At 60.5% G+C, this 20,628-nt stretch carries 18 protein-coding genes, 1 pseudogene and 1 riboswitch; of the genes and pseudogenes, 14 read left to right on the forward strand and 5 right to left on the reverse strand.

The window, feature by feature from the left end:
- Positions 1-2: 2 nt before the first annotated feature.
- Positions 3-345: pseudogene (locus tag ACVIHF_RS42535) on the reverse strand (DDE-type integrase/transposase/recombinase); the annotation flags it as partial.
- Between the two features lie 58 nt (positions 346-403).
- Positions 404-619: riboswitch (cobalamin riboswitch) on the forward strand.
- Between the two features lie 210 nt (positions 620-829).
- Here ACVIHF_RS42535 and ACVIHF_RS42540 point away from each other — a divergent pair.
- From ACVIHF_RS42540 to ACVIHF_RS42600, 13 genes are all read left to right on the forward strand, one after another.
- Positions 830-2,662 (forward strand): ribonucleoside-diphosphate reductase subunit alpha, encoded by a 1,833-nt coding sequence (locus ACVIHF_RS42540; protein ID WP_456793881.1) that lies wholly within the window; start codon positions 830-832, stop codon positions 2,660-2,662.
- Complete coding sequence (locus tag ACVIHF_RS42545; protein ID WP_456793882.1) at positions 2,653-3,726, forward strand: ribonucleotide-diphosphate reductase subunit beta; 1,074 nt, start codon at positions 2,653-2,655, stop codon at positions 3,724-3,726. The genes ACVIHF_RS42540 and ACVIHF_RS42545 overlap by 10 nt, the downstream gene beginning before the upstream one ends.
- Before the next feature lie 874 nt (positions 3,727-4,600).
- Positions 4,601-5,119, forward strand: coding sequence for a nodulation protein NolB (locus ACVIHF_RS42550; protein ID WP_456793883.1), 519 nt, complete (start codon positions 4,601-4,603; stop codon positions 5,117-5,119).
- 9 nt (positions 5,120-5,128) lie between these two features.
- Entirely contained in the window at positions 5,129-5,995 is an 867-nt protein-coding gene (gene sctJ / locus ACVIHF_RS42555; RefSeq protein WP_456794186.1) for a type III secretion system inner membrane ring lipoprotein SctJ, read from the forward strand.
- Positions 5,996-6,006: 11 nt separating this feature from the next.
- Positions 6,007-6,639 (forward strand): nodulation protein NolU, encoded by a 633-nt coding sequence (locus ACVIHF_RS42560; RefSeq protein WP_456793885.1) that lies wholly within the window; start codon positions 6,007-6,009, stop codon positions 6,637-6,639.
- Positions 6,636-7,259, forward strand: coding sequence for a type III secretion system stator protein SctL (sctL, locus tag ACVIHF_RS42565; RefSeq protein WP_456793886.1), 624 nt, complete (start codon positions 6,636-6,638; stop codon positions 7,257-7,259). The genes ACVIHF_RS42560 and sctL overlap by 4 nt, the downstream gene beginning before the upstream one ends.
- Positions 7,256-8,611, forward strand: a complete 1,356-nt coding sequence (sctN, locus tag ACVIHF_RS42570; protein ID WP_456793887.1) for a type III secretion system ATPase SctN — start codon at positions 7,256-7,258, stop codon at positions 8,609-8,611. Before sctL ends, sctN begins: the two co-directional genes overlap by 4 nt.
- Complete coding sequence (locus tag ACVIHF_RS42575; RefSeq protein WP_456793888.1) at positions 8,587-9,123, forward strand: hypothetical protein; 537 nt, start codon at positions 8,587-8,589, stop codon at positions 9,121-9,123. The genes sctN and ACVIHF_RS42575 overlap by 25 nt, the downstream gene beginning before the upstream one ends.
- 113 nt (positions 9,124-9,236) lie before the next feature.
- On the forward strand, positions 9,237-10,238 hold the full coding sequence (gene sctQ / locus ACVIHF_RS42580; protein WP_456794187.1) for a type III secretion system cytoplasmic ring protein SctQ: 1,002 nt from the start codon (positions 9,237-9,239) through the stop codon (positions 10,236-10,238).
- Positions 10,231-10,896 carry a type III secretion system export apparatus subunit SctR gene (gene sctR, locus ACVIHF_RS42585; RefSeq protein ID WP_310879804.1) on the forward strand — a complete coding sequence of 222 codons (666 nt, stop codon included), beginning with the start codon at positions 10,231-10,233 and terminating at the stop codon, positions 10,894-10,896. Before sctQ ends, sctR begins: the two co-directional genes overlap by 8 nt.
- A 2-nt stretch (positions 10,897-10,898) precedes the next feature.
- On the forward strand, positions 10,899-11,174 hold the full coding sequence (locus ACVIHF_RS42590; RefSeq protein WP_310879805.1) for an EscS/YscS/HrcS family type III secretion system export apparatus protein: 276 nt from the start codon (positions 10,899-10,901) through the stop codon (positions 11,172-11,174).
- A gap of 10 nt (positions 11,175-11,184) precedes the next feature.
- Positions 11,185-12,006, forward strand: coding sequence for a type III secretion system export apparatus subunit SctT (gene sctT / locus ACVIHF_RS42595; protein ID WP_310885417.1), 822 nt, complete (start codon positions 11,185-11,187; stop codon positions 12,004-12,006).
- Complete coding sequence (locus tag ACVIHF_RS42600; RefSeq protein WP_456793889.1) at positions 12,003-13,040, forward strand: EscU/YscU/HrcU family type III secretion system export apparatus switch protein; 1,038 nt, start codon at positions 12,003-12,005, stop codon at positions 13,038-13,040. The genes sctT and ACVIHF_RS42600 overlap by 4 nt, the downstream gene beginning before the upstream one ends.
- Positions 13,041-13,272: 232 nt before the next feature.
- On the opposite strand, the gene ACVIHF_RS42605 is transcribed toward ACVIHF_RS42600, so the two are convergent.
- Genes ACVIHF_RS42605 through ACVIHF_RS42615 form a run of 3 tightly spaced genes read right to left on the reverse strand, consistent with a single transcriptional unit; the run spans position 13,273 to position 16,121 of the window.
- On the reverse strand, positions 13,273-13,938 hold the full coding sequence (locus tag ACVIHF_RS42605) for a CpaD family pilus assembly lipoprotein (protein ID WP_456793890.1): 666 nt from the start codon (positions 13,936-13,938) through the stop codon (positions 13,273-13,275).
- Positions 13,939-13,948: 10 nt separating this feature from the next.
- Positions 13,949-15,403: a type II and III secretion system protein family protein gene (locus tag ACVIHF_RS42610; RefSeq protein ID WP_456793892.1), complete on the reverse strand. Its 1,455-nt coding sequence runs from the start codon at positions 15,401-15,403 to the stop codon at positions 13,949-13,951.
- Positions 15,404-15,431: 28 nt separating this feature from the next.
- Positions 15,432-16,121: a response regulator gene (locus tag ACVIHF_RS42615; protein ID WP_310879810.1), complete on the reverse strand. Its 690-nt coding sequence runs from the start codon at positions 16,119-16,121 to the stop codon at positions 15,432-15,434.
- Positions 16,122-18,208: 2,087 nt separating this feature from the next.
- Between ACVIHF_RS42615 and ACVIHF_RS42620 the strand changes: the two genes are divergently transcribed.
- Positions 18,209-18,649 carry a VirK family protein gene (locus tag ACVIHF_RS42620; RefSeq protein WP_310879811.1) on the forward strand — a complete coding sequence of 147 codons (441 nt, stop codon included), beginning with the start codon at positions 18,209-18,211 and terminating at the stop codon, positions 18,647-18,649.
- A 185-nt stretch (positions 18,650-18,834) separates the two neighbouring features.
- Here the strand turns inward: ACVIHF_RS42620 and ACVIHF_RS42625 are convergent, their stop codons facing one another.
- Positions 18,835-19,827, reverse strand: a complete 993-nt coding sequence (locus ACVIHF_RS42625; protein WP_456793893.1) for an acyl-CoA dehydrogenase family protein — start codon at positions 19,825-19,827, stop codon at positions 18,835-18,837.
- Positions 19,828-20,628 lie beyond the last annotated feature (801 nt).

Consider the following 20,628-nt stretch of genomic DNA (forward strand, 5'->3'; position numbering starts at 1 on the left):
TATTGTGCAGCGCGCGAGTCTCTTCGGCGCTGGATCAAGACGTCGAAAACGAGGCCATTCTGGTCGACGGCGCGCCAGAGCCGATTCTGTTCGCCGGGCGATGGATAACGACTTCGTCCAGATGCCATTTGTCGCAGGGAGCGGGAGCGCTGCGATTCAGATCGGAGAGCGCCTTGCCGAATTCCTTGTCCACTGACGCGCGGTTCATAGATCTCATCAATGCGACGCGCGGGCCAGAATTTCCTTGACCATGCGCAAGCTTAACGGAAACCGGACATGCCGCCAACGGCATCTCACCTGCAGCGGAAGCGACAGCGGTGATAGAGTAGGCCGGGCGGTCAGCATGTCTTTGCCTCCTTCTAAATCTTGATCTCTCCAGTTGACGAATCCCGGCGAGTGGTGCCTATGTCTAGCCAGTCACGGTCTTCCGTTCCCCACATCTTGTAGGTCGGAAGCTAAGAGGGAACCCGGTGCGCCGAAACGGCTACTCCGGGGCTGCCCCCGCAACTGTAAGCGGCGAGCGGGTGTCATCAAGGCCACTGGCGCGACACAGCGCCGGGAAGGCCGACAGCCGTAGCGACCCGCGAGCCAGGAGACCTGCCGCGACTGAACGAAAGTCCTCGGGCGGGGTGCCCCGGTGGGTCGCTTGCAGCCGGGGACATTTGCCAGCTCTCCTCGCAAGTCGTCCGCGCGGGCCCCAGCGTCTAACATCGCGGGGTTGCCGATGTCGCCGTCTTACGATTTCGATCAGCATGGTCATCTCGTCGCGCCGCCGAGTGTGCGGCCGCGCCTAGCGCAGGCAAAGCCTATCGCGCCTGAGCCGTGTCTGGTGCCCCTTTCGCCATCGCCGGCTCCACTGCCGTGGCCCCTCGCGCCATCGCCAAAGCCGGCCGACCTTACGCTCGATCCGTCGCGCGACGGCCTGTTGACGTCGTTCGGCAAGCTGATGTTGAGCGACCGGTATCTGCTCGCCGGCGAAACTTACCAGGACATGTTCGCGCGGGTGTCTTGCGCTTTCGCGGACGATGTTGCGCATGCCCAACGTCTCTATGATGCGATGTCTCGGCTGTGGTTCATGCCGGCCACACCGGTGCTCTCCAACGGCGGGACCACGCGCGGCCTGCCGATCTCCTGCTTCCTCAACTCGGTGTCGGACTCGCTCGAAGGCATCGTCGGTACCTGGAACGAGAACGTCTGGCTTGCTTCCAACGGCGGCGGCATCGGCACCTACTGGGGCAATGTTCGCTCGATCGGCGAGAAAGTAAAGGGCGGGGTCACCTCAGGCATCATCCCGTTCATCCACGTCATGGACGGCCTGACGCTGGCGATTAGCCAGGGCTCGTTGCGGCGCGGCTCGGCGGCGGTCTATCTCGATATTCACCATCCCGAGATCGAGGAGTTCCTCGAGATTCGCAAGGCGTCCGGCGACTTCAACCGCAAGAGCCTCAACCTGCATCACGGCGTCAACGTCACCGATGAGTTCATGCGTGCCGTGGGCGCCGGCACCGCGTTCGCTCTGCGCAGCCCGAAGACTAACGAGGTCGTCCGCGAGATCGATGCCCGCCAGCTGTGGCAACGCATCCTTGAGAACCGGCTCCAGACCGGCGAGCCTTATCTCTTGTTCATCGACACCGTGAACCGCGCGCTCCCCAAGCATCAGCGCGAGTTGGGCCTCAAGGTCTCGACCTCCAACCTGTGCAGCGAAATTATCCTGCCGACCGGCATCGATCATCGCGACGAGGAGCGCACCGCGGTCTGCTGTCTATCGTCGCTCAACCTCGAGACCTGGGACCAGTGGAGTGAGGAGCCCATCTTCATCGAGGATGTCATGCGCTTCCTCGACAACGTGCTCAGCCACTTCATCACGGTGGCGCCGGACGGCATGAAGCGTGCCCGCTACGCCGCCCTGCGTGAGCGCTCCGTCGGCCTCGGCGTCATGGGCTTCCACTCCTTCCTGCAGGCCAAGGGCATTCCAATGGAAAGTGTCATGGCCAAGTCCTTCAATCTGAACATGTTCCGAAAAATCCGTCGCGATGCCGACGCGGCATCCGTGACGCTCGCGCGCGAGCGTGGCCCGTGCCCGGATGCCCTGGAACGCGGCGTGATGGCGCGCTTCAGCCATAAGATTGCGATCGCGCCGACCGCCTCGATCAGCATCATCTGCGGCGGCACCAGCGCCTGCGTCGAGCCGATCCCGGCCAACATCTACACCCATAAGACGTTGTCAGGCGCCATCTCGGTGCGTAATCCGCATCTCACCAAGGTGCTGGCCGCGAAAGGCGTAGACACCTCGGCGACCTGGCATTCGATCATCGCGCACGAGGGGTCGGTCGCCCATCTCGACGTCCTGTCAGAGCACGAGAAAGCGGTCTTTCGCACCGCTTTCGAGATCGATCAGCGCTGGATCGTCGAGCTTGCCGCCGACCGCGCCGCGTTCATCTGCCAGAGCCAGTCGATTAACCTCTATCTTACGGCTGACGTCGACAAGTGGGACCTCCACATGCTGCACTGGACGGCCTGGAAGCACGGGGTGAAGAGCCTCTACTACTGCCGTTCAAAATCGATCTCGCGCGCGGCGTTCGCCGGCAGGATCGGCGACGGCGACAAGGCCGCGCCACCGCAGCCGCGCACCGACTATGAGGAGTGCCTCGCATGTCAGTGATCGATCTCTCGTCCGTCGATCCACGGACGCTGATCGGCAAGGGGCGCGTCGGCCTTCTCGACTCGACCGGCAGCTATGACGTCGATCGCTACGCCTGGGCTTACGAGTTCTGGAAGCGCCAGCAGCAGACCCATTGGATGGGCGAGGAGGTGCCGCTCGGCGCCGACCTCAAGGACTGGGCGTCGGAGCGCGTCACCGCCAGCGAGCGCGCACTGCTCACCCAGATCTTTCGTTTCTTCACTCAGTCGGACATCGAGGTCGGAGACAACTATCTCAAGCGCTACATCCCGATCTTCCAGCCGCTCACGGTTCAGATGATGATGGCGGCCTTCACCAACATGGAGACGGTCCACATCGACGCCTATGCGCTGCTGCTCAAGACGCTCGGCATGCCCAAGACCGAGTTCGACGCATTCCGAAGCTATGACGAGATGCGCGCCAAGGCGGACTACATGCACGAGTTCGGCGTCGACAGCGTGGCCGATGTCGCTCGGACCTTGGCGATGTTCGGCGCCTTCACCGAAGGCATGGCGTTGTTCGCGAGCTTCGCCATGCTGCTCAACTTCCCGCGCCACAACAAGATGAACGGCATGGGACAGATCGTAAGCTGGTCAGTGCGCGACGAGAGTCTGCATTGTGAGGGTATCATCAAGCTGTTTCACGAATGGCACCGCGAAACCGGCGCGGTGACGCGCGCTGTCCGTGACGACATCGTCGACGTCGCCAAGACCATGGTGAAGCTGGAGGAGAACTTCGTCGACCTCGCCTTCGGCCTCGGCAAGATCGAGGGCATGCGAGCTGAGCAGATCCACGCCTACGTCCGCTATGTCGCCGACTGGCGACTGACCCAACTGCGGATTGGCCCGGTCTTCGGCTTCTTCGAGGCCAAGGAAGGCGGATTCACCCAGCTCAAGACGCATCCGCTACCGTGGCTTGTCGAGATTCTCAATGGTGTCGAGCACGCCAATTTCTTCGAGCAGCGCGCCACGGAGTACTCCAAGGCGGCGAGCCGCGGCAGCTGGGACGGCGAAGACGGGGTGTGGGCAGCTTTCGGCCGCGTGTAGGCAGCCGGAACAGCGCTTTGGTGCGTCCGCTCGTACATCCCGGGCGTTCGCGAAAGGAGGCTCCGCCGCTGCTTGAGAGGGGCGCAGCGGACATCAGTGGCATGATTTACGCCGCTGGAAATCATGATGGGTGGGCATCGGCGTTCGGCATCGATCGGCCAAATTGGAGGCGGTGAGACCATTTAACGGTTCCACCGGTATCAGAGCTTATCACAAGGCTCTCGGCGGGATGAGCGGAGACGCGCGGTATAGGGCAACCGATCGAAGAAAACTGCGTCCGTTGACGTGCCGATGCGCAAATGCACTCAAGCCCAAGTTGCGCTCGCTTGAGGTGCAGACGTAATCGATGTCGAGGCTGCTTGCATCGAGGCCTGCGATGCGGCTTGGGAAGGAGGGGTTGCGCGCTCGCCGTCTTTTTTGAGAAGGGCCGACGGAACAGCTTTACGCATCTTGGCCAAAGGCTTCGTGGCCCCGTACAACGCAAGGCGGAGAGGCCAAAAGCGAGAAAAGCACGGACTGGTGATCGTTCGTCAGGTTTTCGCCTTCCCTGCCGAGGCACGGGCTATGGTCGTTAGCGAGTAGTCCGATCTTCCCCAAAGTCTGCGGGGCGATCTTCAGCGGGATCTTCGGGCTAAAGGGTTGGGTCCAACGCTGTGAGACGAATGAAGTCCTCTTCTCCATTCGGATCTTGGAGGCTAAGCATCCCGAAGGCCTTCCGCCTGAGAATCAACCTGGAATTTCGTTCCGGCTTGGAAGTCAACGTAATCTTTAGAGGACGCAACCAGCGTAGTTTTTCGTCAGGTTTTCGTCAGCTCACCAATCTACGCTTGATCCGTTCATCGGTCGACAACGCCTAGTCTTATCAACGAGCACAATGACTCCTTATATGATGTTAGGCGCAACGCCGATCTCTCCCAGTCCAGCCCACTGTCTTTCCAATGCCTGCTCGCCGGCGGCTCCCGGCGAGCAGGCGCGCTTTGAGCAGTCTCTTGGCCAAGTGGCCTCCAATCAGGATGTCGCCTCATCAGTTGCAGATAGGACCGCAGTGGTTCCGACGGTATCGGAAGTGCAGCGCGCGAGTACGCTGGCGAGTCCATCGGGCGACCGCGTCCTTCAAGTCCTTTCCAACATGTACCACAGCCATGCCGTTGCTCCGGCGGCCGGCAGCGCGCGGTCTGCGCCGAACGGCATGCAGCCTGGACCTGCCGCGCAGCCGCTGTTGCAACCGGTCGACATCGGCGCGCATGCGGCGGTTAAGCCGGTGGATGCGGATTTCGATGCGATGGTGGTGAATCTGAGGGATGTCTACAGTGGTGCCGTTCAGGTTTCCCTCGTCTCCAAAAGCACCGGTGCCGTCAGCTCGTCGTTGAACAAGCTGCTATCGGCGGGCTGAGTGAAGCTGATGACTGGTGCGATGCACAGCGGGGGCAACGGCGGCCGTCAATCGTGGCGGCAGCTTCGCATTTGCCTTGCTCTGCCGCTTCTTCTTCCGTTGATCGGCTGCAAGGCTGATCTCTACAGCAAGATTCAGGAGCGTGAGGCCAATGAGATGCTTGCGCTTCTCCTGGGCAAGGGTATCGATGCCGTTCGTGTTGTCGCCAAGGACGGAACCAGCACGATCCAGGTCGAGGAAAGGCAGCTCGCGTATTCGATCGACCTGCTAAATATTGAGGGGCTGCCGCGCCAATCTTTCAAGAATCTTGGCGAGGTGTTCAAAGGATCAGGCCTCGTTGCCTCCCCGATCGAGGAGCGCGCCCGTTACGTTTATGCACTGAGCGAAGAATTGTCGCGCACCATTAGCGATATCGATGGCGTCCTTTCCGCCCGCGTGCACGTGGTTCTGCCGAAGAACGATCTGTTGCGGCAAGATGCGACCCCGTCTTCGGCGTCGGTTTTCATCCGGCATGGCTCGAACGCGAGGCTCTCGGCGCTGTTGCCTCAGATCAAGATGCTCGTCGCCAACAGCATCGAAGGGCTGTCTTACGACAAGGTGGCGGTGGTCTTCGTGCCGGTTGAGCGGGCTCCACTTGAGCAGCCGGCGCCGCCGGCAGCCGCTTCGGCTCAATCAGCAAAGTCGGCTTCAACTCCGTGGCTTGCGCTCGGGGTGGGGGGCGCCGGCGCCACATTCGTCATTGCATCTTATGTGTTGCTTGGCGCGCGTCTTCGTCAGTTCGGGCAATCATCGCGCAAACTGATCATGTTCGGCAGGCGTTCGAATGTGCCCGCTGTCCAGGCTGCTGGTAAAAAGATCACGTCTGATGCGACATAGCCGGGACGCTCATGTCGGCATCAATATCACCCACCGAACCCAATCGTTCGTTCCCGCTAGCTTCCGATCGGCTGCGCAAGTTTGCTGCCTCGATCCATCCGAGCCGTCTTGCTGCGGGTCTTGATCCGCTGCTGTCGCCTTCGACATTACTCCGACTACAGCAGAGTTCCAGGCTGCAGCCAAGACTGGCCGAACTGCTGCTCGGCAGCGAAGTGGATGTGAGCGGATCTGGCTGGAACGACGACCTTCTGCTCGGACATGATCCGCGTCGGGCTGCCCTGCTCGCGGGCAGTATCTGGCATGCACGCTCCGTCCTGAAGCTGGTTTCAAAGCGCGATCTTTCGATTTTGGTCGCGATGATCGGTGCTGAAGCGCATGTTTTCGCCATCCGGCATCTATCCGCGGCGGTTGCAACGACGCCCGTTGCCGATCCGGAACAGTTGTCGCGACAGATTGAACACGATGGACATGCCTGCCTCGGCGCCTGGCTTGACGAGGCTCCGGCGCTTGACCGTATCCGCGTGCTTCTACGTCTGCCTATTGGGACCGCCGTGGACAATCCCGCGGCTGAGCATCGCAGTGTCGCAGATCCACTGCTTTCCCTGGTCGTTTCCCATTTGGGGATGGAGGCTGCCGCGGTATGACAGTCGACGTCCCAGCACTGCCCGTGGCGCCGCAGATCCGTCCGCTCGGCCCCCTTATTCCGGCGGCCGAGCTCAAGATCTGGCATGACGCCATACACGCGCGGGCCACTGCCGAGTGGCATCTGCAGCGCGTTCGCAGTTGGGGGCGCAAAGCATATGAGCGCGAGCGGGCGCGCGGCCATGCTGAGGGCGTAAAGGCGGGCGCAGAGGAGATGGCGCAGTTGATTGCGCAGGCTGCTTGCGAACTCGCGCAGCGAAAGGCCGTTCTGGAACGGGAATTGCCCGAACTGGTCATTGAGATCGTGCGCGATTTGATTGGCGCCTTTGATCCGGGCGAGATGCTGGTGCGCAGTGTTCGTCATGCGATCGAGCAAAAGTACAAAAACACAGAAGTTTACCTTCACGTGTCCCCCCTGAAAGCCGATCTGCTTGCCAGGGAATTCGCCGCCTACAACGGACAGGACGGTCGGCCCAAGGTCCGGATTGAGCCGGATCCGGCGCTGGCGGCGGACCAATGCGTTTTGTGGAGCGAGTTTGGCAATGTCGATCTCGGACTTGCCGCACAGCTCCGCGCGCTTCGGCTGGGGCTTGGCCTGTCTTCGCAGGAAGGTGAGCCGTGACCACGCAACGACCGACCCACGATGCCACGGCTGAAGAGGGGGCTGTCCACGCCGCACTCTCATCCTTAAGATCTTCCGCCACGCATATCGATACGCGTGCCGTCCGTGGGCGGATCACGCGGGCGATTGGCACGCTGCTCCATGCCGTCTTGCCGGAGGCCCGGGTCGGGGAACTATGCCTCTTGCGGGATCCCCGCAGCGGATGGTCGCTCGAGGCGGAGGTGATCGGTCTATTGCCGGACGGGGTGTTACTCACGCCGATCGGCGACATGGTCGGGTTGTCCAACCGGGCGGAAGTCGTCACGACCGGGCGAATGCAGGAAGTGCCAGTCGGCCCCGACTTGCTCGGCCGCGTGATCGACAGTTTCGGCCGCCCGCTCGATGGTAAGGGCCCAATCAAGGCTGGCGAGGCTCGCCCGCTGCGCGGCAAGGCCCCCAATCCCATGAAACGTCGCGATATCGAACAGCCTTTTCCGCTCGGCGTTCGTGTGTTGGATGGGCTTCTGACATGTGGAGAAGGCCAGCGGATCGGAATCTACGGCGACGCCGGTTGCGGCAAGTCGACGCTGATGTCGCAAATCGTCAAAGGCGCAGCCGCCGACGTCACGATTGTCGCGCTGATCGGCGAACGCGGCCGAGAGGTGCGTGAATTCATCGAGCGTCATCTTGGCGAGGCGCTCCGCCGTTCGGTCGTCGTCGTTGAGACATCCGACCGTTCGGCGATGGAGCGGGCACAATGCGCCCATATGGCGACGGCGCTTGCCGAGTATTTTCGTGATCAGGGACTTCGCGTCGTCCTGATGATGGACTCTTTGACGCGCTTTAGCCGCGCGATGCGCGAAATTGGCCTTGCCGCAGGAGAGCCTCCGACCCGGCGCGGATTTCCGCCCTCCGTCTTTGCGCTGCTGCCGGGCCTGTTGGAGCGCGCCGGCATGGGCGAGCATGGCTCCATCACGGCCTTCTATACCGTACTTGTCGAAGGTGATGGTACGGGCGATCCAATCGCAGAAGAATCACGCGGCATTCTTGACGGCCACATCATTCTCTCGCGCGGGCTGGCCTCGCGAGAGCATTTTCCGGCGATCGACGTGCTGTCGAGCCGAAGCCGCGTCATGGATGCGATCGTGTCTGTGCCGCATCGAAAGGGGGCGTCCGTCTTTCGTGATCTGCTCTCGCGCTACGCGGAGGCGGAGTTCTTAATCAAGGTCGGCGAATACAAGCAAGGCTCCGATCCGCTGACCGACCGGGCGATCGCCTCGATCGAGGAGTTGCGGGCGTTCCTGCGGCAGGGCCAGGACGAGGCATGCAACTTTGAGGAGACAGTCGCATGGATGTCGCGTCTGACCGCCTGAATCTCGTTCAGGCGTCGAAATTGCGGCTCGTGAAGGACATGAGGGAGCGGAGTGCCCTTCGTGAACTGTCCAGCATGGAAACCAAGCGCCGCGTCGCAGGTGAAGCCGTCGAACGAGCTTCGGAGCAGCTTGCAAATGCCGAAAGACACCGTGCAAGGGTCGAAACTGAGCTTTATCGGGAGATGTTATCGGCCGATGCGATATCCGTCAGCGAACTCGAGCGCCGCCATCATCTCATCATCGGGCGGCTCACAGAGGACATCGCGGCGGCGCAGCGGGTTCTTGACGAGGCGCGCACCGCTCAAGATCAAGCCGAGGCAGCGGTCCTTGAGGCGCGGACGCTTTGGGCCAAACGTTCGGCGGCGTGCCACAAATGGCAGGAGATCGGGCGTGACGTTGCGCGCATCACCAATGCTCATGTTGAAGCCGCGGCGGAAATCGAAGCCGATGATGAGATCTTGCTTCGCTATCGGAGAGGCGCGCCCGCCCAAAGGGGAGGCGAGCCGAGCTGATGGCCGTTTCTCCTTTGCCGGCGCGGACGTGCCGTGATGGGCAGGCGCCGCCTGCGATACAGAGGCCGGGTGGATCCGCACCATTCAGACCGGCGCTGACCCTCTCTCATGCTGTGGTCTCGTGGCTCAATGAGGTCGCAGCTTTCCGCGGACCTCTGCAAAGCCGTCTCGGTGATAAGCCGCTATCGCTGCGTATGAACCGGCTTGTCTGGCAGGTCGAGCCGCCTGAGACATCGATGCTTGACTGCGTCTTTGATGCTGGCGGCGAAAAGCTCGTCCTATCGTTACCTGGTCCGCTTGCCGAAGTGCTGATTGCGACCGTGCAGAATGGCCTGACTTTACCTTCCGAGCCGACGCGTTCGCTGGTTCTTGAACTGGCGCTTGAACCGTTGCTGTCCTCCCTGGAGAGACTAATGCAGCGGCATTTGCAGCTTATCCGCACCGATGAAGCGACGAAATCAGGCCCATACCTGGAATTCGACGTCGCCTATGGTCCGCTCACGAGCAAGGCGCGCCTGCTCCTGTTCTCGTCTCTGGACGGTCCAGTTCCGCCCGCGTTCACCGCCCTTGGGGAACTGCTTGGCCGATTGCCGCGACAGACGCCCAAGCTTGGTTCTGAACTCCCTGTCATCGTTGCAGGCGAGATTGGCTCGCTCCGGGTCACAATCGGCCTTGTTCGTCAGGCCCGGCAAGGCGATGCGCTGCTGCCGGACGAAATTCCCCTTGCTCGGGGCCGACTCATCCTCACCGCCGACCGATTGTGGGCCCCTGCCGAGATTGCCGGCGACCGGCTGGTCCTGCGGGGGCCATTCCGCTTGCAAACCCACCCCCTGAAAAGTGGACACATGACGACACAAACCGAAGCGCAGCAGCTCCCTTCCGAGGCCGATATTGACGCTCTCGAGATCACACTCGTATTCGAATGCGGCCGCTGGCCGATGCCGCTGGGAACTTTGCGAAGCATCAACGAAGGCCATGTGTTCGAACTTGGCCGGCCGCTCGACGGCCCCGTCGATATCCTTGCCAACGGCCAACGTATCGGCCGCGGCGATATCGTGCGGATCGGCGAGGAACTTGCCGTCAGGTTGCGCGGCAGGTTGGCGGTCAATGACTGACATTCAACCCAGCATTCTCGCGCTTCTTGCGATCACGGTCGGTCTCGGCCTGCTCGCCTTCGCAGTCGTGACAACGACCGCCTTCATAAAGGTCTCGGTTGTTCTTTTCCTGGTGCGCAACGCCCTCGGGACCCAGTCGATACCGCCTAACATCGTCCTGTACGGCGCGGCACTGATCCTGACCGTCTTCATCAGCGCCCCGGTTTTCGAGCAAACCTACAACCGCCTGACGGATCCGCAACTTCGCTACCAAACGTTTGATGACTGGGTGACGGCCGCCAAGGAGGGGCAGGAGCCGCTGCGCACCCATCTGAAGAAGTTCACCAATGAAGAGCAGCGCCGGTTTTTCCTGTCCTCGACTGAACATGTCTGGTCGGAAGAGATGCGCGGCAGCGCCACGGCTGATGATTTTGCAATTCTTGTGCCGTCGTTCTTGATCTCGGAGCTCAAGCGTGGCTTCGAAATCGGCTTTCTTCTCTATCTTCCCTTTATCACCATCGACCTGATCGTCACGACGATTTTGATGGCCATGGGGATGTCGATGGTGTCGCCTACGGTGATATCTGTTCCCTTCAAGCTCTTTCTGTTCGTCACCATCGACGGCTGGTCACGTCTCATGCACGGCTTGGTGTTAAGCTACGCGACGCCGGGAGGCTGACAATGAACGAAGCCAGCATCCTCATGCACCTGAGCCAATCGCTCGTGCTTTTCATGATCTGGGTTCTGCCGCCGCTCCTCGCGGCTCTCATCTCGGGATTGATCATTGGCCTCATCCAGGCGGCAACCCAGCTCCAGGATCAAACCTTGCCCCTGACGGTGAAGCTTCTGGTGGTCGTCGCCGTGCTCGCCGGATTTTCTCCGGTGCTCAGCGCCCCACTCATCGAACAAGCCGAGCGTATTTTCCGGGAGTTTCCTGCACTCACCTCAAGATACTAGCAGGGCTTGGATGGCTGGCTTGTCACCCTCAGATGCGCACGCTCTCGTCCAGGGCGGAATCGAACTTGTCGCCGCAACCGGCCTGAGCGCGGCCCGCGCCTTAGGCATCATGCTGGTTCTTCCCGTCTTTACCCGGCCGCGTATCAGTGGCCTGATCCGCGGAAGCCTGACGATTGCGATCGGACTACCGTGTCTGGCGCAGATCAAACTCGGCCTCCAGGCGCTGGACCCGAACACGCGTCTGGTCAGCGTCACCATGCTCGGTCTGAAGGAGGTGTTCGTCGGCCTTCTGCTCGGCATCCTGCTCAGCATTCCCTTATGGAGTATCCAGGCAGTCGGCGACATCATCGATACCCAGCGAGGAATCTCAAGCCAGGTCGCGGCGGAAGATCCTGCGACGCACAGCCAGGCGTCGGGAACCGGGCTTTTTCTCGGTGTCACCGCGGTCACGATCTTCGTTCTGGTTGGCGGCCTCCAGACCATGGTGAGCAGCCTTTATGGCAGCTATCTGATCTGGCCCGTGTATCAGTTCCTGCCTGCGGTGACGGAACAAGGGGCAATGGAATGCCTCACCCTTCTCGATCATATCATGCTGACGACGCTATTGGTCGCCGGGCCGGTGCTGGCTCTGCTGCTGCTGATCGACATATCGGTCATGATGCTCGGCCGCTTCGCATCGCAGCTCAAGCTGAACGATCTTTCGCCTACGATCAAGAATGTGGCCTTCGGCGTCATCATGGTCAGCTACAGCGTCTATCTCCTCGAATACGCGGGAGCTGAAATCCTCACCTCGAACAATTTGCTCGAGTATTTCAAGAAGCTCTTGAAATGAGCAGCACGAGCGAGGAGAAAAAGCTTCCTCCGACCCCCAAGAAGCTGCGCGATGCGCGCAAGAAAGGGCAGAGCGCGCGCAGCTCCGATCTGGTGAGCGGGGTCAGCGCCTGCGCCGGCTTTTCCTGTCTGTGGTGGAGAGCGGGGGCGATCGAAGACAAGTGGCATGAAACGGTCCGGCTGATCGACAAACTGCAGGAGCAGCCCTTCTCGAGTGCAGTTCCGCAGGCACTCAACGGCTTACTGGAACTCTCGGTTGCGGCGGTTGGGCCATTGCTTGCGGCTGCCGTGGTAGCAGGCCTTCTGGCCAATGTTCTGGCCAATGGCGGCTTCATGTTTGCTTTGGAGCCGCTCAAACCGCAACTTGAGAAACTGGATCCGATCAAAGGCTTGAAGCGGATCGCATCGAAACGTTCGGCCATCGAGCTTGGCAAGACGCTGGTTAAGGTGATGCTCCTGGGAACGTGCTTCTTCCTCACCGTGACCGCAAGCTGGAAAGCGCTGGTGTACTTGCCGGTCTGCGGCATCGGCTGTCTCGGAATAGTCTTCACCGAGGTCAAGCTGCTGGCAGGAATCGCTGCTGGGGCCTTTCTCGTGGGCGGATTGGCCGACCTTCTGATCCAGCGCTGGTTGTTCATGCAGGAGATGCGCATGACCGAAACCGAGGCCAAGCGCGAGAACAAGGAACAGCAAGGCAATCCGCAGGTGAAGGGTGAACGCCGGCGTCTGCGCCAGGTGTCGGCGAACGAGGCTCCGCTTGGCGTCCATCGCGCCAACTTGATACTGAGGGGGTCCGCAGCCTTGATTGGGCTGCGCTATGTTCGCGGCGAAACCGGCGTGCCGGTTCTGGTCTGTCGGGGTGAGGGCGATGCTGCTTCCAAGTTGCTTGGCGAGGCGCGCGCGCTGCGCCTCAAGATTGTGGATGACGACCTCCTGACGCGTCAGCTGCTCGGCAAAGCAAGACTTGGCAATCCGGTTCCGTCGCAATATTTCGAGTCGATCGCAAAAGCGCTTTACGCTGCCGGGCTGGTCTAGAGCGTTTTCCAGCGAAGTGGACACCGGCTCGCGCGAAAAAAAAACGCGTCAAAACAAGAATCTGGAGTTCCGTTCCGATTCAATCGGAACGGACAAGGCTCCAGGGTGTTTTCGAGCGAAGTGGGGTCCGGTTCGCGGAAGAAAACGCGCCAGAACAAAAATCCAGCCTGCGATTCAATCGGCACGGAAAAGCGCTAGATCATTTTGATCAGCCGGTAGCGATGCAACGCCGTCATCGAGGAGGCTGTACGTCCCTCGTTGCCGCCGCAGGGGCTTCCGACGCGGCCACACTGCTCTGTCCGCCTTCTCCGTTGCTCTTGTTGCCTGGGCCAAACGTGCCGTAGCTGGCAACCGGTATGGCGGCGCGATCGCCTTTGCTCGTCATGACCGACCGATTGTCCAGCAAGTCGAGCGGATCGTTGACCATGACTGCCAGATTGCTTCTGGTCGAGCAGCCAAGCGTCGGGTCGAACGAATTATCGTTGACTGCAGGCCCGACGATGGAAAGCGACGGACAGACAGGAGGGTGGGCTTCAAAGGTGATCGCCTCGATCCTTACCCCGAAATGGGAGGGCAGATCGAGAGGTGAGGCGGATAGCCGGATATTATAGGGGGCAATGCCCATGGCACGGACCTCGTGGGCCACCTGTGCAATGAGCCGGGGCGAGCCAGTGACATCGACATGGAGTGCGTCCCGCCGGCCGCCACTTGCACTCGCAATGAAACTCCGCAGCCGATGTCTTTCCGAGCCACGAAGGCTCTGTAGGACCAAAACACTGTTCTTCTGCTCCACCTGGATCGCCTGTTCAGCCGGCCCGGGAGGGATCGAAGCACTGTTTGCGCATCCGCCCAATGTTGCCGCAACAACGACCAAATGGCACAAACGTCGCAAGGTCATTTGACGATCCTCATTCGATGATAAAGCCGGCGCTGCCGGTCAATCCTGGTGCGCTCGTGCGGGGCGCATCGCGGTCTTTTGGCGGCCGCGCCAGCGTGTTCGTCAAGATGCGGCCTGTGTCTGAGGGCGGTGCTATGCGGTCGGTCGGCGCACTCATCCGGGTCGGGTTCGATCCCGGCCGCACGATGTAGGGCGTGACAATAATAACCAGCTCGGTCTCGCGCTTTTGAAACGATGAGGAGCGAAAAAGGGCGCCGAGGATCGGCACGTCGCCGAGCCAAGGAAACTCGCCAATGTCATTGTTGAAGTTGCGCCTGATGAGCCCGCCGATTGCAAAGCTCTGACCGCTGGCGAGCTCGACCACGGTGCTGGCCCGCCGGGTTGAGAGAGCAGGGACTTCCATGCCATTGATTTTGACTTGGCCTTCGCTCGACAGTTCGCTGACTTCGGGCTTTACACGGACATTGATCTGATTGTTGTTAAGAACCGTCGGGACGAACTCGAGGCTCACGCCGAACTGGCGGAATTGAACCGACACCTGCCGATTATCCTGCATGACCGGAATCGGAAATTCGCCGCCGGCCAGGAAGCTCGCGGACTCGCCGGACATTGCCGTCAGATTCGGCTCAGCCAGGATCGAGGCGAGGTGCTCGCTGGCGAGTGCGTCAAGAACAGCGCTCAGATTGGTATTGCCGGCGCTAAACCCGATGCCGATCGTGCCGCCGCCGCCGGCCGCGCCGGACCCGCCATCTTTGCCGCTGATAAGGAAAGCGCCGTTCGGGCTAGATGCGGTGAAGTGGATATTGAGATCCTTGACGGCGCTTCGGGAGACTTCTGCGACCCGCACGCTGAGATTTACCTGCAACGAGCCGGCCACCTGGATCTTGTTGACGACCAGCGCCCCCGCGCCGAGAAACTGCTCGGTGACTTTCTTGGCAGTCTCAACAACCTCCGCATTGGGCGCCGTACCGCTCAGGATCGCCCCGCGCGGGGTATAGCTGACCTGGATCGGATAGTCGCCGACCTCGGCTCGAAGCGTGGCTCGCAGGTCCTCGATCGGCTGTGTGACGACCACGCGCAGCTCGGCGAGAGCCTCGCCGCTTTCGTTCAGGGCAAAGAGGCTGGTGCGTCCTGACTTCTTGCCAAACACGAAGATCGTCGTATTCGACGGCGCCTGATAATCCGCAATCGTCGGGTCGGCAACAAATATGCTCGCCGCTGCAGCGGTCAGATGGATCGTCTTGCCCTGTGAGGAAATCAGGTTCAGCGTGCCGGAGATGCTGCCGGGCGCGCTACGCGGCGGTTCTGCTTTGCCATCCCGCTTGGTCTCGGCTGCCGCAGCAAGTGGAAATAGCAGTGCAAGTCCGCACAGGACGTAGCATATGAGAGGCAAAACAGCCGAGCGCGCCGCCCCGGCGACCATCCACGGCTCATCAGCGCCGGCAGCATTGTAAACGACCTTCAAGGGATTGTTGCTTTCAAGTTCGATTCAGTTAGGCGGCCGATGCCGCGCCAATGAGTTCAAGGGTGTAACCGACGCCGCGCGCGGTCTTGATCCTGAGCGTCGCGCCCGACTGGTTCAAATGCGTGCGCAAGCGATAGATCCCGACTTCCAGCGCATTGGTCGAGACCTCGTCATCGAACGCATAAAGGCTATCCTCCAGCGATGCGCGCGGCACGGTGCGGCCGGCGCGGTTGAGCAGATGTTCAAGAATGCACACTTCGCGGCGGGCAATCCGCAGTACCCGACCGCCGACCGCGACTTGCCTCCCGATCGGGTCGAAATGCAGATTGCCGAATGTCACGACCGGCGCCGTCATTTGCGTCGACCGCCGCAGAATGGCCCGCATGCGCGCGATGAGTTCGTCGGTCGACACAGGTTTGGGAAGGAAATCATCCGCACCCGCGTTGAAAATCGCAATCCGCCGGCCGATGTCGTTGAGACTGCTCATCATCATGGCCGGCATTGAGCGTCCCTCGCGTCGCAACTGCTTCAGCCAGTCCAGGCCGTCTCCATCAGGCAGAACCAATTCGAGCAAAAGAATGTGGTAGTTGGCGCAATCGAGCGCGGCCGCCGCCTCATCGAGCGTGCGCGTCACATCGACAGCGAACCCGCAATTCAGCAGCGCCTCCTTCACAGCACGGACAAAGTCCGAATGATGATCAATCAGGAGAATTCGCATTTCATCGCCTCTCGTCCATCCACGCCAAGACGTTAAGCGCGTCACGGTTGAGCAAGAGGTTCGACGGAACTGGCAGACGCCCGCTTTGGCGCCTGCGCAAAATTCCGAGGGCGATGAAGCAGAGCATGATGGCGGGCGAGCAATCCTCGTGATTTGCACGTCTTCGGATTGAAGAATGCCTCGCCATCGATGAGGGCCCTCGTGTCGAGAAGAACCGCGAAATCACTGGCGAAGCCGAAAGCCGTAGGGGCAGGTTGGTGCATCTGAGCGTCGATTGCAGCTGTATCTGCACGCGCTGAGTAGCCGCCATCGGCCATGACAGCGCTAGAGCGCGCAATCGAAGCGCAAGCGCCGACGGTTGGATTGGTGGCTGAGCAGCCTGGCGAAATCGACATTTAGGAACTCCCCACTTTTGTCCGGTCTCGCGGTCAGTCTTGCTATGCTGTCGAGCCTGTAGCATCGCCATAACGAGGCAAGCTTTTCCGCGTGAAAGACAGGTTTCACCTCACGCATCTGGATCAGTGTTCCAGCGCCGCGGTACGCGACGAATAGATCGATGCTCCTCCCGACTACGGAGTAAGCCGTTCCCTGACGGCAGACAGACCTGCGGGAGGCCAACGATCCCGATGTTTTGTCGCGTCCGATGCTGCGCCCGACCGACAGCAGCGAACGAGCGGCGGATAGGGCCGCCGCTCGTCGGAACCGCGGCGCGTGTGATTGAGGTCAGGCAGCCAGCTGCATCTCATCTTGGATGAGCTGCGGCGGAATGATCGAAGCCCGAATCGTTGGTTGCGTCGTGCGCGGAAATCGCGAGGTAAACAGAGCCTGCGTTCTGCTCGACTGCGAAATCGCGCCGCCGCTGCAACGGGCATGGCGCTGAGCTCTCCGTGCTGTATACGAGCGGTTTTGAGAACACGTCGTCGACGGGTGTGATCGACCGGCGTGACGAAGTAGAGCGGTGCGGCGTTGAGTTTGAGAGACGTTCGCAATTCTTGCTACCTGTCAGGAAGTGTTCGCGCGAGCGGGGGTTGTGTCGCGAAGCTGTCGGAAATCCTACAATCTGACGTTGGGAGAGTTTCAAGTCTCTTTAACAGTTGGTTACACGCGTCTTCAAACTAACGCGGGTCGTGAAGCGACAACGACATAGTCTGGACACGTCATAGCCTTGAGGATCGCGACTTTCTCCAACGTCGTGAGCATTTTGTCTGTCCAATATCCCATGATGTGCAGGTTGAGCCGCAGCGACGGCGTCGTGTGAAGATCCAACCGTTCTTGCTTCGCTCCAAGGCAAGCCATAACGCGCGTGCGCGTGCGACTGCCCGATCGCCTCACATGTGGCAATTGGCGGGCAGGCTTGCCGCCAGATGCGTTGATTTGAGGCGTGAGGCTTAACGTCCTGGATGCAGACGGCGATTACCCAAGCGGAATTGACCGGCAAGGGATTGAAAAGAGAATCGATTGTCACACCACATTCTTGAATGCTGCCTCCAAAGATTGAGGCCGACTATGGGGGCGTCAGGCAAGATCGGCAAAATCAATTGTTTTGATGGAACGCATTCAAGCGGCGGATAGGCGTAGCGTGCGGCGCTGCTCGCCACGTCTGATGTGGCCTCCACTGGGCTGCTACGTGATGCAATCGCATCCAGCCGTCTTCTGGCCAAAGGCGAGTCAGCGTAAGGCCGAGCCGGCCATGAGTAGAAGCGGCTTTCAGGCTCTCGTGCCAACGAGCCGTTGGCGAAGTGACGAGGCGATCACGGATATGCCAAGCAGTTCTCGGAAAAGTCGTCTCAATCTCACTGGCCCGGCTGGATTGCCGCGACCATTGCGATTGGTCGATTCAATGTTACCTGCGCTCGATCACTGCTGGGGCGGCGGGTGCACTGACCAGACTGGCTTGGCAAAAACTAACCTACGAGGTTGTGAGGTCGGATTAGTCCTCGCAACCACTTGCGCATGAGTGCGACAGGTTGTTGTTCTCGCAAGCACGACGCGCTTGATGTCTGAAAGCAGCCAATCGGGTTGCGAAGACGTCATCATGCGAGTGTCAGCTTAGGCGATCTGTGATTATAATGGAGGGAGAAGAGCATATGAAGTTTACTGTCAAAGGCTTGGCGATCCTGTTGTCTCTGCTTTCGGCGACAAGCGTGAGCACGAACGCCAGAGCCGATGAGCCCTCGCCAAAATACACCGAGGTGCTCAATGCCCTGCAGACCGGCAAGAATGTGAAGCTCATACTGGACATGAGCCGCTGTACCACCGCGGAGGGGGGCAAGCCTGCGTCTGCGACGCAAGCCGGTCTGGTCATCAATGCCTTCAGGGTCACCGCCCAGAATGGCATCAGCTTCGCCAACGCGCATCAAACGGTGGATAGCACGGGACATGCCGTGACGGAATACATCCGCCATAGTCTCAGCCGCGAAGGTAGGCTCACGGTGCGTGCCTCCAAGCTTGTTGTCGGAACGACTGAGCTCGTGAACCAGGGCGAGTTCATCTGCGACCTTCCTGATGGTGCAAAGTTCATCTGGTAAACGAGAAGCACCGCGCAGGGGGATTGGTGTCGAAAGTTCGATCCCCCTGACCCATGTGAATCGGCTTCGCAAGCCATGAGACCTGGTCGCGATGGTGACGACGGCCAGATTGCTTCTGGTCGTCGTGATTGTTCACAGCCATCCTATTGTGGCGATCGTGCGAAAATGCTCGTCGATAAGCCATGTCACGGAAAGCCCGGCTGTGCTGGACCTCCGAGCAGGAGCTGGCCGGCACGCTGAAGTGTTCCCTCATTCAAAGCCGCATGCTGAGCAACGACGAAGCTGTCGCACATCGCGCGCGCCAGATTGCTCGCCGTGTACAGCGAGCCAGTTCCGGCGAGACTGCTTGCGATGTTGCAGACTTCGGCGCTTTGTAGCGCGGCGTGGGTGGCGGCGAGCCGCATCAGCGTTGCGGTGTTCGGATTTATGGAGCCATTCAGCGCCTCGTTCCACAGTTCTTCGGTAGCCTCATAGAAGAAGGATCGCGCGGAACGCAGTTTGGCTTCGGCTTTGGCCGTCTCCAATTGGACATAGCCACGCTGTCCCATCACAGGCGCTCCAGTGATCGAGGGGCGGCTCCGGCTTATCGCGATCAGCTCGTTCAGCGCGGAGCGTGCAATACCAATGCCAACGACCGCATGCGCCTGGGCGGCGAAGGCGACTGGCGGATAACGGTAAATCGGCCCGTCGAGTGTCGGCGAGCCGCCGCGGATCAGGGTCCATTCCTCCGGCACGATGATATCTTCGAGAACCACGTCGTGGCTGCCGGTTCCTTGCAGGCCAATGACGTCCCAATGGGGGCGGATAGTCACCTTTTCGGCTGGCACTACGGCTACACGTGGAAGGCCACCGGTTGGGTCGTCTTCCACCGCGATGCCGACGCCGATCAAAGCCGCGCCGGGCGAGCCGCTGGCGAATGGCCACGCGCCGCTTACGACAAATCCGCCGGTGCTTCGCCGGGCGGGCTGTAGCGGGAAAATCGCAGCTGAGTACACCACGTCGGGTCCATTCGCGTAGATTTTGCCAAGTGTTTCATCTGGAAGAGCAGCGAGATTGCAGGCCCCATCGCCAAAGCTGGCGACCCAACCGGCCGAGCCGTCGGCCTCGGAAATGCGTTCGATCAGGCGACAAAACTCGGCCGGCGTTCGCTCCTCGCCGCCGAAGCGCTTTGCGACCATAGCCCGATAGACGCCGACTCGTTTGAAGCCCTCGATTATATCGCGTGGAATTTCTTGAGCGACGGCGAAATCGTTTCGACGGGCGCGGATCTCAGCGAGCAGCGTCGGGAGGTTATCCCGGTGGCAGGCTTGACGTCGCTGTCTGGTGGGATCATCTCTGGCGAAGCGTTCATAGCTGTTCCGGTGCTCATACGAGCGCTACTGCGCGTCACTGATGAAGAGCGGAGATCATGGCCGCATCGCAATGCGGCGGATTCGTCTTCAACCATTGCGCCGTATAAGACGGCTGGGGAGCGCGCTGTATTATCGCGCTTTCTACGGTGACAGCAGCGCATGCTTGTCATGGTGTTATCGAGCTAGGGGGCTGTCACCTTCGTTGCCAAGTCAGTCAACCTACATCTGCGAACTCCTGCCCGGCAACCGAGCACGCCGCCTTGCCATGTCCCCAGCAATCCACGTGCCAATGAGATATGTCTGTCACCCATGATGGGGTGAGTGAGGCTGCGTGATCCGCGCCGCGACGCGTAGCTTCATGTCCGATTTCCGGCATAGCACGTTGTCAAACGAACACGATGGTCTGAACATGACGGTAGTCGGCGTTGACTGAGAACCATTCCAATTTCGATCACTCGGAGTTTCAAGTGATCCGGCGCGGAAAGCTGTCATTGCAGATTCCGTAGCGCTATAGTTCGAGTATTGCTGGTGATGTCCCGACCGCCGGATCCACTAGCGACTGCGTGCTGGAAATCTCTTTGGACTTAGGCTGGCCTATAGCCAAGAATCACTTTGCATCAATGTGGG

The sequence above is a fragment of the Bradyrhizobium sp. USDA 4506 genome (assembly GCF_054058795.1).